This is a genomic window from Paenibacillus albicereus, assembly GCF_012676905.1.
GTDB classification, from domain to species: Bacteria; Bacillota; Bacilli; order Paenibacillales; family Paenibacillaceae; genus Paenibacillus_O; species Paenibacillus_O albicereus.
The window spans coordinates 81,109-101,373 of record NZ_CP051428.1; the positions used below are offsets into that span (position 1 = coordinate 81,109).

Consider the following 20,265-nt stretch of genomic DNA (forward strand, 5'->3'; position numbering starts at 1 on the left):
GACGGTCTTCGGGCCGTCTTCCGCTCGCCGAAGCGGCGTCACGCGGACAGCATCCGCCCCCGAGCCTTCGACTCCTCCGCGCCCCGATTCGCCTTATACCCGAACATGCCAAAAACTTTTCCCCTCCGTCCCATCAATCCCGACACGAACCCACTTCGATTCGACGCTTCCTGAGCGGAACTAAACGGGGTGAAGCACCGCATCATTCGCGCCGGTGGAAGCTTTGCCCAGGCCGCATGGCCGAGCCCCGGACCGCCGGCAGCGCTTGCGGGGCAAGGGTTCGCGCCTCCTGCCGACAGAGCGGCGCGGCCGGCTCGAACGCGGCGCGCCGCGTGTCGGAAAAAACTTTCAGGCTGAAGCCTTGTTCTGACAAACTTCATAAAAACCGGCCCCTATAATCAGACCTACACTAAGGCGGAAATGGTGGTGCCGAAATGAAGGAAAAGGCCAACGTTGTTCTGTTCCCCGGCCAGCCTCGGACAAGCCGTGCGGCGGAGGCGCTGCGCAAGGGGAAGGAGAGGGCGGCCCAGTGGAGAGCGTTCCAGCTGATCGCCTCGAAGCGCTGGACGATCTTGCTGGCCGTCGTCGGGTTCCTGCTCGGACGGGCGGTCATCCTGGAGAACTTGATGCCGTTCGCTCCCGCATACTTTGCGGTCATCTACTTTCTCCGAAGGGATATGTACAAGCTGACCGCGGTGACGCTCGTCGCCGGCAGCCTGCTGGCGGCGACGCCAAGCGCGATCCCGATCGCGATGGAGATCGCGGTGCTGTTCCTTCTGCTGAAGGGACTGGAGGTGTACGAGAAAGCGGAGCTGTCGCAGGCGCCGATCCTCGTGTTCCTGGCGACGCTCGTCGTGAAGCTGTTCGGGGCGTTCGTGCAAGGGACGCTCGGCTGGTACGACCTGATGATGGTCGGCGTAGAGTCGGCGCTCGCCTTCGTCCTGACGCTGGTGTTCGTGCAGGCGATCCCGGTGCTGACGATGACGCGCAAGAGCAACTCGCTCAAGAACGAAGAGATCATCTGCCTCATGATCCTGATGGCGTCGGTCATGACGGGCGCGGTCGGCTGGAGCATCGAGGGGCTGTCGCTGGAGCATATCCTGTCCCGCTACATGCTGCTGCTGTTCGCGCTGGCGGGAGGCGCGCCGCTCGGGGCCTCGGTCGGCGTCGTCGCCGGCCTCATCCTCAGCCTCGCCAATCTGAACGCGGTCGTGCAGATGAGCGTGCTGGCGTTTTCCGGCCTGCTCGCGGGGCTGCTGCGGGAAGGCGGAAGGATGGCGGTCGCGTTCGGCATGCTGCTCGGCACGTCGATCCTCTCCTTATATGTAGGCGGAGGGATGGACGTCATGGCGAGCACCTGGGAGTCGGTCGTCGCCGCCGCGCTGTTCCTGCTCACGCCGAAGCTCGTCGTGAAGACGATCTCGCGCTACGTGCCGGGCACGAGCGAGCATGTGAAGTCGCAGCATGAGTACGCGAAACGCGTGCGAGAAGTGACGGCGCAGCGCGTGACGCAGTTCTCGGAAGTGTTCCGCCAGCTGGCGAGCAGCTTCGGACAGCTCAATACGGCCGCTCCGCAGAAGGCGGCCGAGGAGGAGCTGGAGCATTTCATGAATGCCGCTTCTTCTAAAGTATGCGCCAGCTGCCACCGCAAGGACCTGTGCTGGAGCTCGAAGTTCATGGACACCTACAAGATGATGACCGAGATGATGACGACGATCGACGAGGGGGAATATACCGGCAAAAAAGACATGCCGAGGACGTGGACGAGCCACTGCAGCAAGACGCATCCGGTCATGAACGCCTTGCAGCAGCAGCATGAGCGCTACAAGCACGACATGCATTGGAAGCGGCAAATCTTCGAATCGCGGCAGCTGGTCGCCGATCAGCTGACCGGCGTCTCGCAGATCATGGAGGATCTGGCGAGGGAGATCCAGCGGGAGGGCCAGCAGCTGCATCTGCAGGAGGAGCAGATCCGGGACGCGCTGGAGGCGCTGGGACTGTCCATCCACGGCATCGACATCATCAATCTGGAAGAGGGGAATGTGGAGATTGAGGTTTATCATACTTTCCCGCAGGGACACGACGAGGGCCGCAAGATTATTGCGCCGCTGCTCAGCGACATTCTGGGCGAGCATGTGGCGGTGAAGGCGGAGCGGGAGCCGCTGAAAAACGGCGAGCCCCGGCTGCTGCGCTTCGGCTCGGCCAAGGAGTACGAGGTCGCGACCGGCATCGCCGGCGCGGCGAAGGGCGGCGGGCTGCTGTCGGGAGACAGCTTCAGCACGGTCGAGCTCGGCAACGGCAAGTTCGCGGTCGCGATCAGCGACGGCATGGGCAACGGGGAAAGGGCGCGGCTGGAGAGCAGCACGGCGCTCAGCATCCTGCAGCAGCTGCTGCAGTCGGGCATGGACGAGCAGCTGGCGATCAAGTCGGTCAACTCGGTGCTGATGCTCCGCTCGCCCGACGAGATGTTCGCCACGGTGGACGTGGCGCTGATCGACCTGTACACGGCGCAGACGACGTTCATGAAGATCGGCTCGACGCCGAGCTTCATCAAGCGCGGCAGCGAGGTCATCCCGGTGGCCGCCAACAACCTGCCGATCGGCATCCTGCAGGACATCGACGTCGACCTCATCCGCATGCAGCTGCAGCCGGGCGACACGCTCATCATGATGACGGACGGCATCTACGACGCTCCGGGCCACGCGGTGAACAAGGAGCTGTGGATGAAGCGCATCATCCAGGAGATGGGCACCGACGATCCGCAGCAGATCGCGGACATGCTGCTCGAGCGCGTCGTGCGGCAGTACAAGGGCGAGATCGTGGACGACATGACGGTCGTCGTCGCCCAGGTGGACAAGCATCTGCCGGAGTGGGCCACGTTCCGCTGGCCGGGGATGAGCAAGCTGGAGCGGCCGCGCACGGTGAGCTAGGGCGGCGGCGCGAGGGACATCGGACGACATCGGCGTACGGCAGAGCCGCGAGGGGCGGCCCGCCGGACCTTGAGCATAGATCAATCGCTCCACCATTCGAAGGAGGAATTCGATCATGACTACCCTTATCCGCAAGAACCCGGGCAGCGCCCGCTCCCGCAAGAAGCGCGAAAGCCTGCAGCTGAAGCAGCAGCAGAGGATCGAAGAGCAGCAGCGGCTGCAGGAGGAGCAGCAGCTGGAGGCGGCTCGCCGCCGCCGGGAGCAGGAGCGGGAGAGGCGCCGCGAGGCGGAGGCCCGGCTCGAGGAGCTGCGCCTCGAGGAGCTGCTGATGCGCGAGATGGAGCGCATGCGGCTCGCGGCGGACAAGAAGCGCGGCAAGCGGCTGTGGACCGCCGAGGAGCGGATGGCGCAGCGCGCGTTCGCCGCGGCGCTCATGGAGTCGGCGGCGGCCGCGCAGGCGGAGCGCGAGGCCGAGCGCTCCGGCTATGCCGAGGGCTGGATGCCCGCGGCAGCCGCAGGCGGCGGGCGCCGCCCGGGCGGAGCGGGCGGCGCGAGGACGGCGGCGGCGGAGCGGACGGGCTCCCGGGCGAAGCTGGAGCTCGTGGCGAAGCCGCCGTCGGAGCCGAGCGGAGGCGGGCGCAGCCGCGCCGCCGGAGGCATGGCGCCGCCGGGCAAGGGCGGCGGCCTGGCGGAGGCGCGGCAGGGGGATGCCGCGCCGGGAGCCTTGCCGCTGGGCCGGGCGTCTGCCGGCCAGCTGGAGCGGCTCGCCGCCGACGTGCTTGCGGCGGCGGGGAGCGGGCGGCGACGAAGCCGCGCCGCCCAGGCGCTCCGAAGGCGGCGCGGGCCGGTGCGCAGCCCATGCGGCGGCGAGGCGGGACGCCTGCGGCTCGTGGGGCCGGGGCGACCTTCGGGGGAGGAGGCCCGCGGCGGCAAGCCCCGCTGAGCCCGGCGTCGGAGCCGGGAGCGACAACCGAATAGCTTTCCGAACTTATCCATTCGACGCCGAGCCTCGCCGGGTCCGGAGCGGTCAGCCGTCCGCCCGCCGCGCCTGAGCTCCGCATTCCAATAGCGGCCGCGCCTCATCCTGAGGTCCGAGCCAGCCTTGATCGAGAGGCGCCTCATTCGGCGCCTGAGCGAGCCGCCGCACCGTCTCTAACTTCTGGCCTCGCCTCCTGCGGTGGCGCGCCAAACCATGCCGACCGGCAGCCCCCATTCGGGCCGCCGGTTTTTTCTTTCTTTCCGATCCTCTTTCAAGCTTCATGAGCAACCAAGTCTGTATTTGCCTTCGCTCCTTTGCGGATAGCGAACAAGCAGGCGCCAGCAAAAAGGGTTGCTCCGATTGAAGTCGATGCTAGAAACCTGACATTATCCTCTGAAAAGCTTGAATGTACATGATCTTGTACCCATTCCGCTCCTATATTCAACACTTATTCATTGCATATGCAATCCATTTACAAAAAACTCATGATATTCATGATGAAGATTCATCTTTGCCATCCAACATTTTCCGTTATAATAAACGCGATATCCTCTATTCTCCTCAAGGAGCTGACGAACTTGCCCTCCCATCATCCCGCATCCTTCTTGATTCGTTCCAAAAGGAGCATCAGCCTGTTCACCGCGCTCGCCTTGCTGGCGACGCTGCTTCTGCCTGCCGGCATGGCGACGACAGTCCGCGCCGCAGCGGCCGGTCATGTCGTCATCAGCCAGATTTTCGGCGCTGGCGGCAACAACGGCGCTCCATACAACGCCGACTTCATCGAGCTGTACAACCCGACGAGCGAGACGGTGAGCCTGACGGACTGGAAGCTCGACTATGCCAGCTCCACCGGGAATTACCCGGCCTCCGCTCCTAACGGCAATATTTTAATGCTTTCGGGCTCCATTCCGCCGGGAGGCTACTTCCTGACGAAGCAGGCTTCGGGAGGAAGCAACGGAGCGGCGCTGCCGACTCCGGATGCGACGGGGACGCTCAACCTGAGCGGAAGCAGCGGCAAGGTCCGCCTGTCCAACGCTTCCGGCGCCGTCATCGACAGGGTCGGCTACGGCACGGCGGCTACAGCGTTCGAGGGCTCCGGTCCGACGGCAACGCTGTCTGCCGTGATCGCCGCCATCCGCAAGCCGTCGTACGCGGGCGGAAATGACCGCGGTCTGGACACGGACAACAACGCCGCTGACTTCATGACGGACAAAGCTCCGGCACCGCGCAACAGCGCCTCCCCGGTTGACCTGCCGTCCGTCGTGACCGTCCAGCCCGTGACGGGCAGCCCGGCTCCGAACGCATGGCCGGCCGGCACGGCGGTGACGCTGTCGACGGCGACCGCTGGCGCCTCCGTCTACTACTCGACGTCCGCCGATTCCACGTATCGCGCTTTCACCAGCCCGATCCTGCTGACGGAATCGGTCACCTACCATACCTATGCCGTCAAGGATGGCGCAGAGGATAGCGCGTCCCGCCACCTGGCCTATGACGTGCTGGCCAAGCAATCGGTCGCCGACGCCCGCCTCGCTCCGGTCGGACGCAATGTCTGGACCGAAGGCGTCGTCACCGCCGTGAGCGGCAAGGAAGCCTACGTCCAGGACGGCACGGCGGCCATTGTGCTGTACGACTACCCGGATCAGCTCCGCGCGGGCGACCGGGTCAGCGTGCAGGGCGAGATGGTCCACTACAACAACCTGCAGGAGCTCAAGCCCGCAGCCGGTCTTACGCTCGAGATTCTGGAGCGCGACCAGCCGGTGCCGGCGGTCCGCGCCGTCACGCCGGAGCAGCTCACCGCTCCGGCCGGCGAGGGGCTGGAAGCGCAGCTCGTGCAGCTCGACAACGTGACGATCGGAGCGAAGTCCGGCACCACCTGGACGGCCAAGCAGGCCGGCTCCGACGTCAGCTTCGCCATCTACTCCAGCTCGGCCAAGCTCAAGGAGAACGCCCGGTTCGAACGCGTCATCGGCGTCGTCAAGCAGTATGCGAGCTTCTACCAGCTCGTGCCGCTCGACGACAGCATGCTGGTCGACCAGCTGTTCACCGTGCTCGCCAGCCCGGCCAGCGGCATCGTCGCTCCCGGCACCCGCGTCGCGCTGAGCGTGCCGGCCGGCGACCTGCCGATCCGCTACACGCTCGACGGCTCCGAGCCGACGGCGTCCAGCCCGCTCTACGAAGAGCCGATCCTCGTCGACCGCGCGATGACGATCCGGGCGTTCGCGACGGACGGCGCGCAGCGCACCGAGACGCTCTCCTTCTCCTACCAGCTGGCGGGAGAGGTCGGCATCCGCGACATTCAAGGCAAGGGCCACGCCTCCCCGTTCGTCGGCCAGACGATCCAGGGCGTGAAGGGCGTCGTCACGCAGCTCGGCTACAATCTGGCGAGCGCGACTCCGTCCTACAAGGGCTTCTACATCCAGACGCTGCAGGCGGACAGCGACCCGGCCACCTCCGAGGGACTGTTCGTGTACAGCACGGATGCGTCCAATAAGCCGGCTGTCGGCGATGTCGTCGAAGTGAGCGGCAAGATCGACGAGTACAACGAAGGGCTGCCGGCGAACCTGACGTCGACGCAGCTCGCGCTGGCCAGCATCTCCGTGCTGGAGAGCGGCCATGAGCTGCCGGCTCCGGTCGTGCTCGGCGTCCAGGGCCGCCAGATCCCGACGCCGACGATCGACGACGACGGCATGAGCGTCTTCGATCCGGAGAACGACGCGATCGACTTCTATGAGTCGCTCGAGGGCATGCGCGTCCAGGCTCCGGCTCCGGTCATCACGAGCCCGTACTGGGTCAGCAGCGGCCTATACACGATCGCGACGCGCATCGACAACGGCGTCCGCGAGCTCGTGACGCCGGCCGGCGGCCTCGCGCTGGGGGCGTACAAGGACTACAACCCGCAGCGCGTCCTGATCCTTTCGCAAAATCCGGGCATCGAGGTGGGCACGGGCGACCGCTTCGCCGGCGACGTCGTCGGCGCGCTCGGCTATCATGCCGGCAACTACAAGCTGATCCCGGCGCCGGGCAGTCTGCCTGCGATCGAGACGAGCTCCTTTGTCCAGGAGACGACGACGCTGCAGCCGGCGGACGACAAGCTGCTCGTCGCCAGCTACAACATCGAGAACTTCTACCCGGGCGTCAAGGCGGAGAAGATCGAGAAGCTCGGCGACTCCATCGCCCGCAACCTCAAGGCGCCGGACATCATCACCGTCATCGAGATGCAGGACCGCAACGGCGAGGGCAAAGGCGACGTCGTCGAAGCGGACGCGACGGCGCTGATCGCGGCGATCGCCGCCAAGGGCGGACCGACGTACACGTACGTCGACATCGCCCCGGTCTACAACGAGGATGGCGGAGCGCCGGACGGCAACATCCGCGTCGGCTTCCTTTACAACGCCGAGCGCGTGCAGCTGGCGGACAGCGTGCAGGGCCGCAAGGGCGGCTCCACGGAAGCGACGGCCTATGACGCCGCCTCCGACTCGCTGACGCTCAACCCGGGGCGCGTCGACCCGGCGAACGATGCGTTCAAGGCCTCGCGCAAGCCATTGGCCGGGCAGTTCGTGTTCCAGGGGCGCAAGGTGATCGTCGTCGCGAACCATTTCAACTCCAAGGGCAGCGACCAGGGGCCGTTCGGTGCCGCGCAGCCGCCGATCCTGACCAGCGAGAAGACGCGCTGGGATATCGCTGCCGTCGTGAACGGCTTCGTGAAGACCATCGTCCAGGCGAATCCGGAAGCGAACGTCGTCGTCACCGGCGACCTCAACGACTTTCAATTCACGCCGACCGCCAAGACCCTGAAGGGCGGAGAGCTGGCGAACCTGATCGATACGCTTCCTGCCGGCGAGCAGTATACGTACACCTACGACGGCAACTCGCAAGTGCTCGACCATATCCTCGTCAGCCGCAACCTGCTGGTCGGCTCCAAGGTCGACGTCGTTCACCTGAACGCCGACTTCCCGGAATCGCGCGGACGCGTGTCCGACCATGATCCGGTGCTCGCGCAGATCGATCTGACACCGGCGCCGAAGCCGGACTTCCGCATGACGCTGCTGCATACGAACGATACGCATGCCAACCTCGACACGACGAGCGCGCCGTCGTCCGTCGCCCGCCGCGTGACGGCGGTCAAGGAGCAGCGCGCGACCGCAGTCAACCCGCTGCTTGTCGATGCGGGGGACGTGTTCTCGGGCACGCTCTACTTCAACAAGTACGAGGGCATGGCCGACCTGGCGTTCATGAACCTGATGCAGTACGACGCCATGACGTTCGGCAACCATGAGTTCGACAAGAACGCGGACGTGCTGGCCCGCTTCGTGAAGGGCGCGTCGTTCCCGTTCGTCTCGTCCAACGTGGACTTCTCCGGCGAAGCCGCGCTGCAGGCGCTCGTCCGCCCGGCGGCTGGACAGGCGGCCGCAGGCGAAATCTACCCGACGATCGTCAAGACGTTCGGCAGCGAGAAGGTCGGCCTGATCGGCCTGACGACGCCGGATACGGCCAACATCGCGTCTCCGGGAGCGGTGACGTTCGCCGACCCGGCCGCGAGCGCGGCGGGCGCCGTCAAGCAGCTGCAGGAGCAGGGCATCGACAAGATCGTCGCCCTGTCCCATCTCGGCTACGACGAGGACGTCAAGCTGGCGCAGGCGGTGGCGGGCATCGACGTCATCGTCGGCGGCCACTCCCACACCAAGCTGGACCACCCGGTCGTAGACCGGACGCATGAAGCGCCGACGCTGATCGTGCAGACAGGAGAGAAGGGCCAGTTCCTCGGCCGCCTGGACGTCGCCTTCGACGAGGCAGGGGTCATCTCCGAGTACGACGGCAAGCTCATTTCCATCGAGGAGAAAAACGGCAGCGCCTACGTGCTGGCGAACGATGCCGAGGCGGAAGCGCTGCTGAAGCGCGACTTCAAGCCGGGCGTCGACGCGCTCGGGCGCGATGTCGTCGCCCAATCGACCGTCGCGCTGAACGGCGTCCGCGATGACGTCCGCACCAAGGAGACGAACCTCGGCCGCCTGATCGCCGACGGCATGCTGAGCGCGGCCCGCAAGGCCGGCGCGGACGCGACGCTCGCGCTGCAGAACGGCGGCGGCATCCGCGCCTCCATCGAGGCCGGTCCGATCACGCTCGGCCAGGTGCTGACCGTGCTGCCTTTCAACAACGACCTAGTGACGGTCAAGCTGACCGGCAAGGAGATCCGCGAGGCGCTGGAGAACGGCGTGTCCAAGCTGCCGGCCTCCGACGGACGCTTCCCGCATGTGGCGGGCATGCGCTTCTACTACGACTCGCTCCAGCCAGCCGGCTCGCGCGTCGTCAAGATCGAGACGCTGCAGCCAGGCGGCAGCTACGCCCTCATGAAGGAGGACGCGACGTACGAGCTCGCGACCAACGCCTTCACCGCACGCGGCGGCGACTTCTACGACTCTTTCGCCAAGGCGTACAACGAAGGCCGGGTCGTGCCGCTCTATCTGCCGGACTATGAAGTGATGAAGACGTACTTGGCGGAAAAGGGAACGATCGATGTAGCCACCGCTCCGGCAGGCCGCATCATCGACTTGAAGGGCGGCCCGCTGCCGGTCGATCCGACGCCAACCGCGACACCGACGCCAGGTCCGGTCGGCCCGACGCCGACGAGCACGCCGCAGCCGACCGCTTCGGCGACGCCTGCGCCTACGGCCACGCCAGGGGCGATCTCCCTTGAGCCGCAGCTGAGCATGCAAGGCGGCTTGACCGTCGGCTCCGCCACCGTCGGAGCGGAGCAAGCGCTTGCCTCGCTGCAAGCCGCCGCTGACGGCAAGCTGACGATCTCCGTCGGCGCAGCCGGCTCCGTCGACCGCACGGAGGTGACGCTGGCCTCCGGCACGATCGCCGCCCTGCTGGGCGCGCCAGCCTTCCGCGAGGCGTCCATCTCCGGGCCGCATGGCAGCTACGTGCTGACCCGCGCTCTGCTGGATTCGCTGGCCAAGGATGCGGCGGACGCCGCGCTGACCGTCGCGATCGGCAGCGGGCAAGCCGCGCTGGAGCGCGCCAAGGCCGCCGGCCTGCCGGCGATCGGCTCCGCGGACTACGAGCTGACGCTGACGGCCGGGGGCCAGACGTCCGAGCCGAACCGCTTCGGCTCCTACGTCCAGCGTACGCTTGGCGCCGCAGACGCCGCTGCCGTGACCGCCGTCGTCCGCCTGGGCGCCGACGCCTCCGGCAAGCTGACCTACGTGCCGGTGCCGTTCGTCGTGCGGGATGGCCGCATCGTCTTCTTCAGCCGCGGCAACAGCAGCTATGTCGCGCTCGGCGGCGGCGCAGCCGCCTTCGCCGACATGAGCGGCCACTGGGCCGCCTCGGCGGTGGCCGAGCTGGCCGGCAAGCGCATCGTCGCCGGCAAGAGCGCCTCGGCGTTCGCTCCGGGCGATGCCGTGACGCGCGCCGAGTTCGCGGTGCTGCTGGCCCGCACGCTCGGCCTGTCCGCCGGCTCCGCCGCGCCGTTCCGCGACATCGCGGCGGGAGCGTGGCATGCCGACGGCATCGCCGCCGCAGCCGAAGCCGGCCTGATCGGCGGGTACGGGGACGGCAGCTTCCGTCCGCAGCAGCGCATCTCCCGCCAGGAGATGGCGGTCATGACGCTGCGCGCCGTGCAGCTGGCCGGCCGCCAAGCTTCCGCTCCGCAAGCGGAAGCCGTCGCCTTCGCCGACGCGGAACGCATCGCAGCCTGGGCGGCGGATGCAGCGGCAGAGCTCAGCCGCTACGGCCTCGTCCAAGGCGACGACAAGGGCCGCTTCCAGCCGCTCGCGGGAGCGACGCGCGCCGAAAGCGCCGTGCTGCTGCAGCGCCTGCTGGCGCAAGCTTCGTTTGAATAGACTTCCATGCAAAAACAAACCGCTCTTCGGGGAAATCCCGGAGGGCGGTTTTTTTCGACGGCGCCCCTTCTTCAAAACGAAAAAGCCCGCATCCCTTGACATCTTCCCGCATAGGTTATATGGTTAGTTACATGAGTAATTAACCAATGTGGTGGTGAGGCGAAATTGAGCTTTCTCAAGGATGACGGAAGGCCGATCTTTCAGCAGATCGCGGAGAAGATCGAGGATGACATCGTAGACGGATCGCTCCCGGAGGAAGGGCAGGCGCCCTCGACGACGCATTTCGCCCAGTTCTACGGCATCAACCCGGCGACAGCGGCCAAGGGCGTCAACATTTTGGTGGACCAAGGCATTCTCTACAAGAAGAGAGGGATCGGCATGTTCGTGGCGGAAGGGGCGCGGGAGCGTCTGATGGAGAGGCGGAGGGAGCAGTTCTACGAGCAGTACGTCGTGCCGCTGCTGCGCGAGGCGGAGAAGCTCGGCATCGACAGCGGCCGGCTGGCGGCGATCATTCAGGAAAAAGGAGGGGCTGAACGATGATGACCGTCAAGGACCAAGCTCAGCATGCCTACGCGCTGGAGACGAATCGGCTCACCAAGAGCTACGGCAGCCAGAAGGCGCTGGACAGCGTGAGCCTGAAGCTGGAGGCGGGCCTCATCCACGGCCTGCTCGGGCGCAACGGCGCAGGCAAGACGACGCTCATGAGCATCGCCACCGCCCAGCTGTTCGCCACTTCGGGCGAGGTGCGCATCTTCGGCCAGCAGCCGTACGAGAACCGGGAGGCGCTCGGCAAGATCTGCTTTATCAAGGAAAGCCAGAAATACCCGGACGTGTTCCACGTCGAGGACGTGCTGGCGACGGCTCGCGTGCTGTATCCGAACTGGGACGAGGCGCTCGCCGGCGAGCTCGTCGAGTCGTTCCGCCTGCCCCGCCGCAAGAAGATCAAAGGCTTCTCGCGGGGCATGCTCTCCTCGGTCGGCATCGTCGTCGGGCTGGCGAGCCGGGCGGAGCTGACGCTGTTCGACGAGCCGTACCTCGGCCTCGACGCCGTCGCGCGCTCGCTGTTCTATGACCGCCTGATCGAGGATTACGCCGAGCATCCGCGCACGATCGTGCTGTCGACCCATCTGATCGACGAGGTGAGCCGGCTGCTGGAGGCCATCCATGTCATCGACGGCGGCCGCCTGCTCCTGAGCGAAGATGCGGAGTCTCTGCGCTCCCGCGCCTACCGGGTGAGCGGCTCGGCCGCCAAGGTCGACGCCGTCACGGCGGGCCGGCGAGTGCTGCGCCGAGAGGCGATCGGGGGCTCTGCCGTCGCATCGGTGCTGGCCGACGAGCCGGGCGAGAACGGCATCGGCTGGGCGCGCGAGGCCGGGCTGGAGGCGGCGCCGCTGCCGCTGCAGCAGCTGATCGTCGACCTGACGGCCCATGCGGCCCGCGGCAAGGAGGAATCGGCATGAATCGAGGACTGAAAAGCATTCTTACGATGTACCGGAGAGACACATTCAACTGGCTGCTGCTGCCTTGGCTCATCCTGCTCTCCAGCTTCACGGTGAATCTGATCGTCGCCTTCTCCATGAACCGGGGCGGCGGCGAAGAGTCGTTCACGACCGGAGGGCTGCTGTCGATCATCATCTACATGTTTGTCGTCGGCATGATCTCCGTCTACTGGACGTTCAACTTCGCGCTCAGCCTGTGCATCAGCCGCCGCGACTACTTCGTAGGCAGCTCGATGGCCTTCCTCTCCATGGCGGCGCTGCACGGCGCGCTTCTGACGGTCGCCACCTCCATCGAGCAGGCGATCGGCGGCTGGTTCGGCATGCACTTCTTCGTCATCCCCTACACGACGGACGGTCCGTTCTGGCAGACGTTCGCGGTCTTTTTCACAGTGCTGCTCTTCGCGGGCTACAGCGGCTTCGTATCCGGCAGCTTGAGCCGGCGCTACGGCAAGCGGGGCAACTTCCTCTTGTATGGCGGCACGTTCATCCTCGGCGGCGCGTTCACCACGATCGCCTCGCTGCGCGGCTGGTGGATGCCGATCTTCGACTGGATCTCCGGCCTCCAGATCGAGCTCGCGGGAGTCTGCCTGCTGCTGCTCGCGCTCGCCGTCCTGTTCGCGACGCTGTCCTGGCTCATGCTTCGCCGCTCGTCGGCGAGAGCCTGATCGCCTTTGCCGCTCCCTTCGGGGGGCGGTTTTTTTCTTTCTCCTGCGGCATCGCTTATAATAGAGGAAAAGAAACGGCCCGAGTCCAAGAAGCTCAGGCCGGAACCGAAGGAGCGCGAAGAGCATGGCCAAGCTGTCGGAACCGTTCCGCCTCAAAGGGCTGGAGCTGAAGAACCGGATCGTCATGGCGCCGATGTGCCAATATTCCGTCGAGGAGCAGGACGGCACGCCGAACGACTGGCACTTCGTCCACTATGTCTCGCGCGCGGTCGGCGGCACCGGCCTCATTCTCGTGGAGATGACCAACGTCGAGCCGGACGGGCGCATCACCAACCGCTGCCTCGGCCTGTGGGACGACGCGCAGATCCCGGCCTATGCCCGCATCGTGCGGGAGTGCCAGCGCTACGGCGCGCGCGTCGGCGTGCAGATCGCCCATGCCGGGCGCAAGGCGACCGACGCCGAGCGGCCGGTCAGCAGCTCGCCGATTCCGGTCGAGCCGACCGGCTGGAAGACGCCGCATGAGCTGACGACCGCCGAGGTGCGCGAGCAGGTCGGCCTGTTCCGCGAGGCGGCCCGGCGCGCGGTCGAAGCCGGCTTCGACACGATCGAGCTGCATGGCGCGCACGGCTACCTCATCCATCAGTTCCACTCGCCGTCGCTGAACCGGCGGACGGACGAGTACGGCCAGGACAAGCTGCGATTCGGCTGCGAGGTGATCGCGGCGGTGCGCGAGGTGATGCCCGCGGATATGCCGCTCCTCCTGCGCTTCTCGGCGACCGAATACATCGAGGGCGGCTACGGGCTCGACTACGGCCTGGAGATCGCCCGGCGCTACAAGGAAGCCGGCGTCGACATCCTCCACGTGTCGAGCGGCGGCGAGGCGCCGCCGAACGGCAGCCGCCAGCCCGGCAACTACCCCGGCTATCAGGTGCCGATGGCCCGCGCCGTGCGCGAGGCCGCCGGCATCCCGGTCATCGCGGTCGGCATGCTGGACGAGCCGGAGCTCGCGCAGTCGGTCGTGCAGAGCGGCGATGCCGATCTGGCCGGGATCGGGCGCGCGCTGCTGCGCAATCCGTACTGGGCGGTCGACGCGCTGATGAAGACCGAAGGGCTTCGCGCCGAGCAGCCGGCGTACAAGCGCGGCTATCCGCTGAAGTAACCCTGCCGCGTCCCGGCGGCGCTCCTGCCCGTGCTCTGCCGCCTCGCCTCAGGTCTAGATCTCTCCCGATGAGGCAACACTGGTTGATAGAGTTCCATCTATCAGCGGGAGGGATTGCGATGAAGCAGATACTGCTCATTACGGACGGCTGCTCGAACGTCGGCCTGAATCCGGTCGTGGCGTCGGCGGAAGCCTTTGCGGAAGGAATCACGGTGAACGTGGTCGGCGTGCTCGATGGCGGCGACCTCGGCGAGTACGGGGCCAAGGAGATTCAGGAGATTGCCCATGCGGGCGGCGGCATGAGCCGCATGGTCAGCACGCGGCAGCTGTCGCAGACCGTGCAGATGATGACGCGCAAGACGGTCGTGCAGACGATCCAGCAGGCGGTGCAGAAGGAGCTGAAGTCCGTGCTCGGCGGCACCGGCGCGCTCGAGGACCTGCCGCCGGAGCGGCGCGGGGAGGTCGTGCGCGTCATCGACGAGCTCGGCGAGACGAGCCGGCTGCGCGTCGCCCTGCTGATCGACGCCAGCGCCAGCATGAAGCCCAAGATCGCCGCCGTCGAGGAAGCGATCCGCGACCTCATGCTGAGCCTGCAGTCGCGCCAAGGCGTGAGCGAGCTGGCGGTGTTTCATTTCCCGGGCGACCGGCACGGGGACGACGCGGCGCTCGACCGCGGATGGACGAGCGACCTGAGCGGCGCGCAGTCGCTGTTGCCCAAGCTGCAGATGCGCGGCACGACGCCGACGGGACCGGCGCTCCGCCAGGTGATCCAGTATTACCGCGACAGCGCCGAGGATCGGCGCAGGGGCGGCGAGGAGGACGAGATGAGGAGTGGCTACGTCGGCTAAGCTTGATCTGGACCGGGGCATGGTCATTACGGGCAAGTGGCGCCGCCGCCGGTACCGCGTCGAGCGGATGCTCGGAGAAGGCGCCAACGGAAAGGTGTACCTGGTCCAGCAAGAGGGCCGGCTGCTCGCGCTCAAGGTCGGGCTGGACACGGCGGACCTGCAGTCGGAGATCAACGTGCTCAAGGCGCTGGAGAAGCAGCAGCCGCGGGGAGGCGGAGCGAGTCCGTACCTCGTGGACGTGGATGACCTGAAGCTCGTCTCCGGCAAGGAGTATCCGTTCTACGTCATGCGGTACGTGCGCGGGGCCAAGCTGCCGGCTTTTCTCGCCGCGAGCGGCGACGAGTGGTTCCCGCTGGCCGGGTACAACCTGCTGCTGCGGCTCGCCGAGCTGCACGCCTCCGGCTGGGCGTTCGGCGACCTCAAGGTCGACAACGTGCTCGCGGCCGAGTACGGGCGCGTCGAGCTGATCGACTACGGCGGCGTGACCGCCTTCGGCAAGGGCATCCGGCAGTTCACCGAGATTTACGACCGCGGCTACTGGAACGCCGGCACGCGGTCTTCGGACGCCGGATACGACCTGTTCTCGTTCGCCGTGCTGTGCGTGCAGCTGTTCGCCGAAAAGGAGCTGTACCGGATCACTTCCGGCACCCTTCCGCAAAACCGCAGCGCGGGCGACGTGCTGAAGCTCGCCCAGGACGCTCCGCAGCTGCGCCCGTTCTCCGGCTGGCTGGCGCGCGCGCTCGCGGGCGGCTTCGCCGACGCGGCGGAGGCGTCCCATGCCTGGAAAGCCGTCATGCACCGCGTCTCCCGCCCCGCGAAGCCGGTGCCTTGGTGGACCAAGGCGCTGTTTCTTGCCGCCGCCGCAGGGCTGGCGGCTTCGGCGTTCTGGCTGGGCGGCGGGCTCGGCTGACGGAGACAGGATTCGAACGATAAGGAGGAAGCGCCATGGCATCAACCGAACCCGGCCGCCAGGACCCCGGCCAGGCAAGTCCGCCGCATGCAAGCGGCGATCCGGAGCGCGTGCGCCGGGAGCTGCTGCGGATGGGAGCGGACGAGCGGCTGTGGGAGCCGGGCGACACGGTGCTCGTCGCCGTGAGCGGCGGCCCCGACTCGATGGCGCTCCTCCATGCGGTGCACATGCTTTCGCCGCAGCTTGGCGTGCGCGTGGCGGCGGCGCATGCCGACCACGGGTTTCGGCCGGAAGCCTCCGCGCGGGAGGCCGGGACGGTGCGCCGGTATTGCGCCGGCCTCGGCATTCCGTGCGAGACGGCCGAGCTGGACGTGCCCGCGCATCTGGCGGAGCACGGGGGCAACAAGCAGGCGGAGGCCCGCCGGCTGCGCTACCGCTTCCTGCTGGAGGCGGCCGGCCGGGCCGGAGCATCGCGCATCGCGCTGGCCCATCACGCCGACGATCAGGCGGAGACGGTGCTCATGCGGCTGCTCCGAGGCAGCTCGCCGGCCGGCCTCGCCGGCATTCCGCTGCGCCGGATGGAGGGAAACACGGAACTGATCCGGCCTCTGCTGCGTATACACAAGCCGGACCTGCTGGCCTACTGCGAGCGGCACGCCGTGCCGTACGAGGAGGATGGGAGCAACAGCTCGACCGATTATACGCGCAATGCGATCCGCCTCGAGGCGCTCCCGTACCTGGAGGCGTTCAATGGACGGCTCGCCGAATCGCTCTGCCGGACGGCCGAATCGGCGGCGGCCGAATCGGATTATCTCGACGCCAGGACCCGGGAGGTTTTTGCTTCGGGCGTCCTCTCCGAAGAGGGGCGTTTGACGATGTCTGGCGCGGCTTTTGCGGCTCTCCACGTCGCTTTACAAAGAAGATTGATTAAACTAATATTAGATTATCTTGCTCTGGAAACGGCTTCCGCCGGCTTCGACGAAGTGGAGCGGATCCGTCTCGGAGCGCTGTCCGGCACTCCCTCGAGCTGGCGGGTGGACCTGTCGCGGGGACTGCGGTTCCGGCGCGAATACGGGCGGCTCGTCTGGACCCGCCGCGAGGACGAGGAGCCGCAGCCGTATGCCATCGAGGTGCCGGAGCCGGAGGGCGTCTGGACGGTGGCGGAGGCGGGGGTGGAGATTCGGTTCAGCGCCCATCGCCACACGAGGGACGGTACGGCGCTCTTCGCGGCTTCGGACGCGGACGCGCGGACCGCTTTTTTTGATTGGGACAAGCTGGAGCTTCCGCTGCTTCTCCGCCCTCGGCGGGACGGCGACCGGATGCGTCCGCTGGGACTAAACGGCACCAAAAAGGTGCAAGATATGTTCGTCGACGGGAAGCTGCCTCCATCCCAAAGGCCTTCCTTCCCGCTGCTGTGCGACGGCGGCGGACGCATCCTTTGGATTCCGGGCCTCCGCCGCTCGAGCCATGCGCTCGCGGACGAGGGCACGCGGCTGCTGCTGCGGGCCGAGGCTCGGCAGGCCGGCGGGCCGGATCGGCCTGCCGGCGAATAACCGGACTTATTCCGCTCATAAGAATAGGATTAGACGATTCGGGAGGAACCATCATTGCATAACGACATTCAAGAAATTCTGCACAGCGAAGAGGAGATCCGCGACAAGGTGAAGGAGCTCGGAGAGATTCTCACCCGGGACTTCGAGGGCCGCAACCCGCTCGTCATCTGCGTCCTCAAGGGCGCGTTTATTTTCATGGCCGATCTGGTTAAGGAAATACGCGTGCCGCTGGAAATGGACTTCATGGCCGTCTCCAGCTACGGAGCCTCCACCAAGTCCTCCGGCGTCGTCAAAATCATCAAGGATCTCGACGTCTCCGTCGAAGGTCGGGACGTGCTCATCGTCGAGGACATCATCGACAGCGGCCTGACGCTCAGCTATCTGATCGACGTGCTGGAGCGCCGCAACGCCAAGTCGGTGACGGTCGTCACGCTGTTCGACAAGCCGTCCGGCCGCTCCGTCGACCTGAACGCCGACTATACTGGATTCACCCTTCCTCATGCTTTTGTCGTAGGCTATGGCCTGGACTACGCCGAGTACTATCGCAACCTGCCGTACATCGGCATCCTGAAGCCGGAAGTCTATCTCAAATAAAAGCTTTTCCAGCAGGGCTTGGCAAGGCCCGCAGCGCCCGGGGGTTCTGTTGAGATCGCCGGAGCGGCTATGGTAAAATATTTGAAGCGTCTTGAGAGGAGGTAGGGGATGAATCGAATCATCCGGAACACTGGATTCTACTTGCTTATTTTCCTGGTAACCGTCGGAATTGTGCAGTTCATCAGCGGTCAGGACGATAACACCGAAAAGATTCTCTACAGCGAGTTCCGCCAGGAGCTTGAGGCGGACAACATCAAAAACCTGACCGTGCAATTCGACAGTTACACGTATCTGGTGACCGGTGAATACAAAAAAGCGCCAGCGGGGGCAGCGGAAGGCGATTCACTGAAGTTCTATACCTACACGAATGCAGAGGCTTACACGATGCAGGAGATGGATGAGGCTTCCAAAGCCAACAACTTCCCGCTCGAGCAGAAGCCGATGAAAGGTCAGAGCATCTGGCTTACCTTCCTGACCTCCATCATACCGTTCGTGATTATCTTCATCCTGTTCTTCTTCCTGATTAATCAGGCTCAGGGCGGCGGCGGCAAAGTGATGAACTTCGGCAAGAGCCGCGCCCGTTTGTATAATGAAGAGAAGAAGCGCGTGACGTTCGAGGACGTCGCCGGCGCCGACGAGGAGAAGCAAGAGCTCGTCGAGGTCGTCGAATTCCTCAAGGATCCGCGCAAGTTCGCCGCCGTAGGCGCTCGCATTCCGAAGGGCGTCCTGCTGAACGGACCTCCGGGCACAGGCAAGACGCTGCTTGCCCGCGCGGTCGCCGGCGAAGCAGGCGTGCCGTTCTTCAGCATCTCCGGCTCCGACTTCGTCGAGATGTTCGTCGGCGTCGGCGCTTCCCGGGTCCGCGACCTGTTCGAGAACGCCAAGAAGAACGCTCCGTGCATCATCTTCATCGATGAGATCGACGCCGTCGGACGCCAGCGCGGCGCCGGTCTCGGCGGCGGGCACGACGAGCGCGAGCAGACGCTCAACCAGCTCCTCGTCGAGATGGACGGCTTCGGCGCCAACGAAGGCATCATCATCGTCGCCGCGACGAACCGTCCCGACATCCTCGATCCGGCGCTTCTCCGTCCGGGCCGCTTCGACCGCCAGATCACGGTCGACCGTCCCGACGTCAAGGGCCGCGAGGCCGTGCTCAAGGTGCATGCCCGGAACAAGCCGCTGAACAAGGACGTCCGGCTGGACGTCATCGCCAAGCGGACGACCGGCTTCACCGGCGCCGACCTGGAGAACCTCCTGAACGAGGCGGCGCTGCTGGCGGCCCGCCGCAACAAGAAGGACATCGCCATGATCGAGATCGACGAAGCGATCGACCGCGTCATCGTCGGCACCGAGAAGAAGAGCCGCGTCATCAGCGAGCGCGAGAAGCGCATCGTCGCTTATCACGAGGCCGGCCATACGATCATCGGCTACTTCCTCGAGAACGCCGACATGGTGCATAAGGTGACGATCATTCCGCGCGGCAAGGCAGGCGGCTACGTCATCATGCTGCCGAAGGAAGACCGCATGCTGATTACCAAGCAGGAGATGCTCGACAAGATCACCGGCCTGCTCGGCGGCCGCGTCGCCGAGGAGCTGTTCATCGGCGAGATCGGCACCGGCGCTTACAGCGACTTCAAGCAGGCGACCGGCATCGTGCGCAGCATGGTCATGGAGTACGGCATGAGCGATAAGCTCGGTCCGATGCAGTTCGGCAGCTCGCAGGGACAGGTGTTCCTGGGCCGGGACATCGGCCATGAGCAGAACTACTCCGACCGAATCGCGTACGAGATCGACCAAGAGATGCAGACGTTCATCAGCGAGTGCTACGAGCGCGCGAAGAACCTGCTTACCGAGAAGAGCAAGGAAGTCCATCTCGTCGCGCAGACCTTGCTGTCGCGGGAGACGCTTGATTTTGAGCAGATCCGCAACCTGATGGAGACCGGAACGGTCGAAGGCGACGGCGAGTCCGGCGAAGGCAGCGGAAGCTCCGAGCCGGGCGGCGAGCCGACGATCGATTCCATCGGCGGCGTCAAGGTTCGCATCCAAGGCCGCGAGCCGGGCGAAGTTCCCGGCGGCGAAGGCATCCGCGAAGGCGCCGATGCGGTGCCGGGCGATCCGGACGCCGGAGGCGATCCAGGACCGACCAAATCGTAACGATCCACCGACACAACCCCCATGCACAAATGTGCATGGGGGTTGTTGCTTCTGTTCAAGGCGTTCGGGTATAATAGGCGGGGGTCAGGGAATAATGAGATCAGCTTGATGGAAGCCAGAGAATGACAT

General features: G+C 65.8%; 12 protein-coding genes. All 12 read left to right on the forward strand.

Features of this window, described 5'->3' with window-relative positions; translation table 11 throughout:
- Positions 1-434: 434 nt before the first annotated feature.
- Entirely contained in the window at positions 435-2,930 is a 2,496-nt protein-coding gene (gene spoIIE, locus HGI30_RS00380; protein ID WP_168905901.1) for a stage II sporulation protein E, read from the forward strand.
- A gap of 115 nt (positions 2,931-3,045) precedes the next feature.
- Positions 3,046-3,873, forward strand: coding sequence for a hypothetical protein (locus HGI30_RS00385; protein WP_168905902.1), 828 nt, complete (start codon positions 3,046-3,048; stop codon positions 3,871-3,873).
- A 614-nt stretch (positions 3,874-4,487) separates the two neighbouring features.
- Positions 4,488-10,754, forward strand: a complete 6,267-nt coding sequence (locus HGI30_RS00390) for a 5'-nucleotidase C-terminal domain-containing protein (RefSeq protein WP_235680266.1) — start codon at positions 4,488-4,490, stop codon at positions 10,752-10,754.
- 165 nt (positions 10,755-10,919) lie between these two features.
- Entirely contained in the window at positions 10,920-11,294 is a 375-nt protein-coding gene (locus HGI30_RS00395; protein ID WP_168905903.1) for a GntR family transcriptional regulator, read from the forward strand.
- Entirely contained in the window at positions 11,291-12,214 is a 924-nt protein-coding gene (locus HGI30_RS00400) for an ABC transporter ATP-binding protein (RefSeq protein WP_235680267.1), read from the forward strand. The genes HGI30_RS00395 and HGI30_RS00400 overlap by 4 nt, the downstream gene beginning before the upstream one ends.
- Positions 12,211-12,918, forward strand: coding sequence for a hypothetical protein (locus HGI30_RS00405; RefSeq protein WP_168905904.1), 708 nt, complete (start codon positions 12,211-12,213; stop codon positions 12,916-12,918). Before HGI30_RS00400 ends, HGI30_RS00405 begins: the two co-directional genes overlap by 4 nt.
- 124 nt (positions 12,919-13,042) lie before the next feature.
- On the forward strand, positions 13,043-14,077 hold the full coding sequence (locus tag HGI30_RS00410; protein WP_168905905.1) for an NADH:flavin oxidoreductase/NADH oxidase: 1,035 nt from the start codon (positions 13,043-13,045) through the stop codon (positions 14,075-14,077).
- Between the two features lie 119 nt (positions 14,078-14,196).
- Positions 14,197-14,925, forward strand: a complete 729-nt coding sequence (locus tag HGI30_RS00415; RefSeq protein WP_168905906.1) for a vWA domain-containing protein — start codon at positions 14,197-14,199, stop codon at positions 14,923-14,925.
- The gene (locus HGI30_RS00420; protein WP_168905907.1) at positions 14,909-15,835 is read left to right on the forward strand and encodes a protein kinase domain-containing protein; all 927 of its coding nucleotides are present in this window, start codon (positions 14,909-14,911) and stop codon (positions 15,833-15,835) included. Before HGI30_RS00415 ends, HGI30_RS00420 begins: the two co-directional genes overlap by 17 nt.
- 35 nt (positions 15,836-15,870) lie before the next feature.
- Positions 15,871-17,388, forward strand: coding sequence for a tRNA lysidine(34) synthetase TilS (gene tilS, locus HGI30_RS00425; RefSeq protein ID WP_168905908.1), 1,518 nt, complete (start codon positions 15,871-15,873; stop codon positions 17,386-17,388).
- A gap of 54 nt (positions 17,389-17,442) precedes the next feature.
- Positions 17,443-17,982 carry a hypoxanthine phosphoribosyltransferase gene (gene hpt, locus HGI30_RS00430; protein ID WP_168905909.1) on the forward strand — a complete coding sequence of 180 codons (540 nt, stop codon included), beginning with the start codon at positions 17,443-17,445 and terminating at the stop codon, positions 17,980-17,982.
- A gap of 108 nt (positions 17,983-18,090) precedes the next feature.
- On the forward strand, positions 18,091-20,136 hold the full coding sequence (ftsH, locus tag HGI30_RS00435) for an ATP-dependent zinc metalloprotease FtsH (RefSeq protein ID WP_168905910.1): 2,046 nt from the start codon (positions 18,091-18,093) through the stop codon (positions 20,134-20,136).
- Positions 20,137-20,265 lie beyond the last annotated feature (129 nt).

Coding starts and splice junctions, on each gene's coding strand:
- HGI30_RS00415 (WP_168905906.1), top strand. CDS start 14,197: ATGAAGCAGATACTGCTCATTACGGACGGCTGCTCGAACGTCGGCCTG.
- HGI30_RS00405 (WP_168905904.1), top strand. CDS start 12,211: ATGAATCGAGGACTGAAAAGCATTCTTACGATGTACCGGAGAGACACA.
- HGI30_RS00400 (WP_235680267.1), top strand. CDS start 11,291: ATGATGACCGTCAAGGACCAAGCTCAGCATGCCTACGCGCTGGAGACG.
- tilS (WP_168905908.1), top strand. CDS start 15,871: ATGGCATCAACCGAACCCGGCCGCCAGGACCCCGGCCAGGCAAGTCCG.
- spoIIE (WP_168905901.1), top strand. CDS start 435: ATGAAGGAAAAGGCCAACGTTGTTCTGTTCCCCGGCCAGCCTCGGACA.
- HGI30_RS00385 (WP_168905902.1), top strand. CDS start 3,046: ATGACTACCCTTATCCGCAAGAACCCGGGCAGCGCCCGCTCCCGCAAG.
- ftsH (WP_168905910.1), top strand. CDS start 18,091: ATGAATCGAATCATCCGGAACACTGGATTCTACTTGCTTATTTTCCTG.
- HGI30_RS00410 (WP_168905905.1), top strand. CDS start 13,043: ATGGCCAAGCTGTCGGAACCGTTCCGCCTCAAAGGGCTGGAGCTGAAG.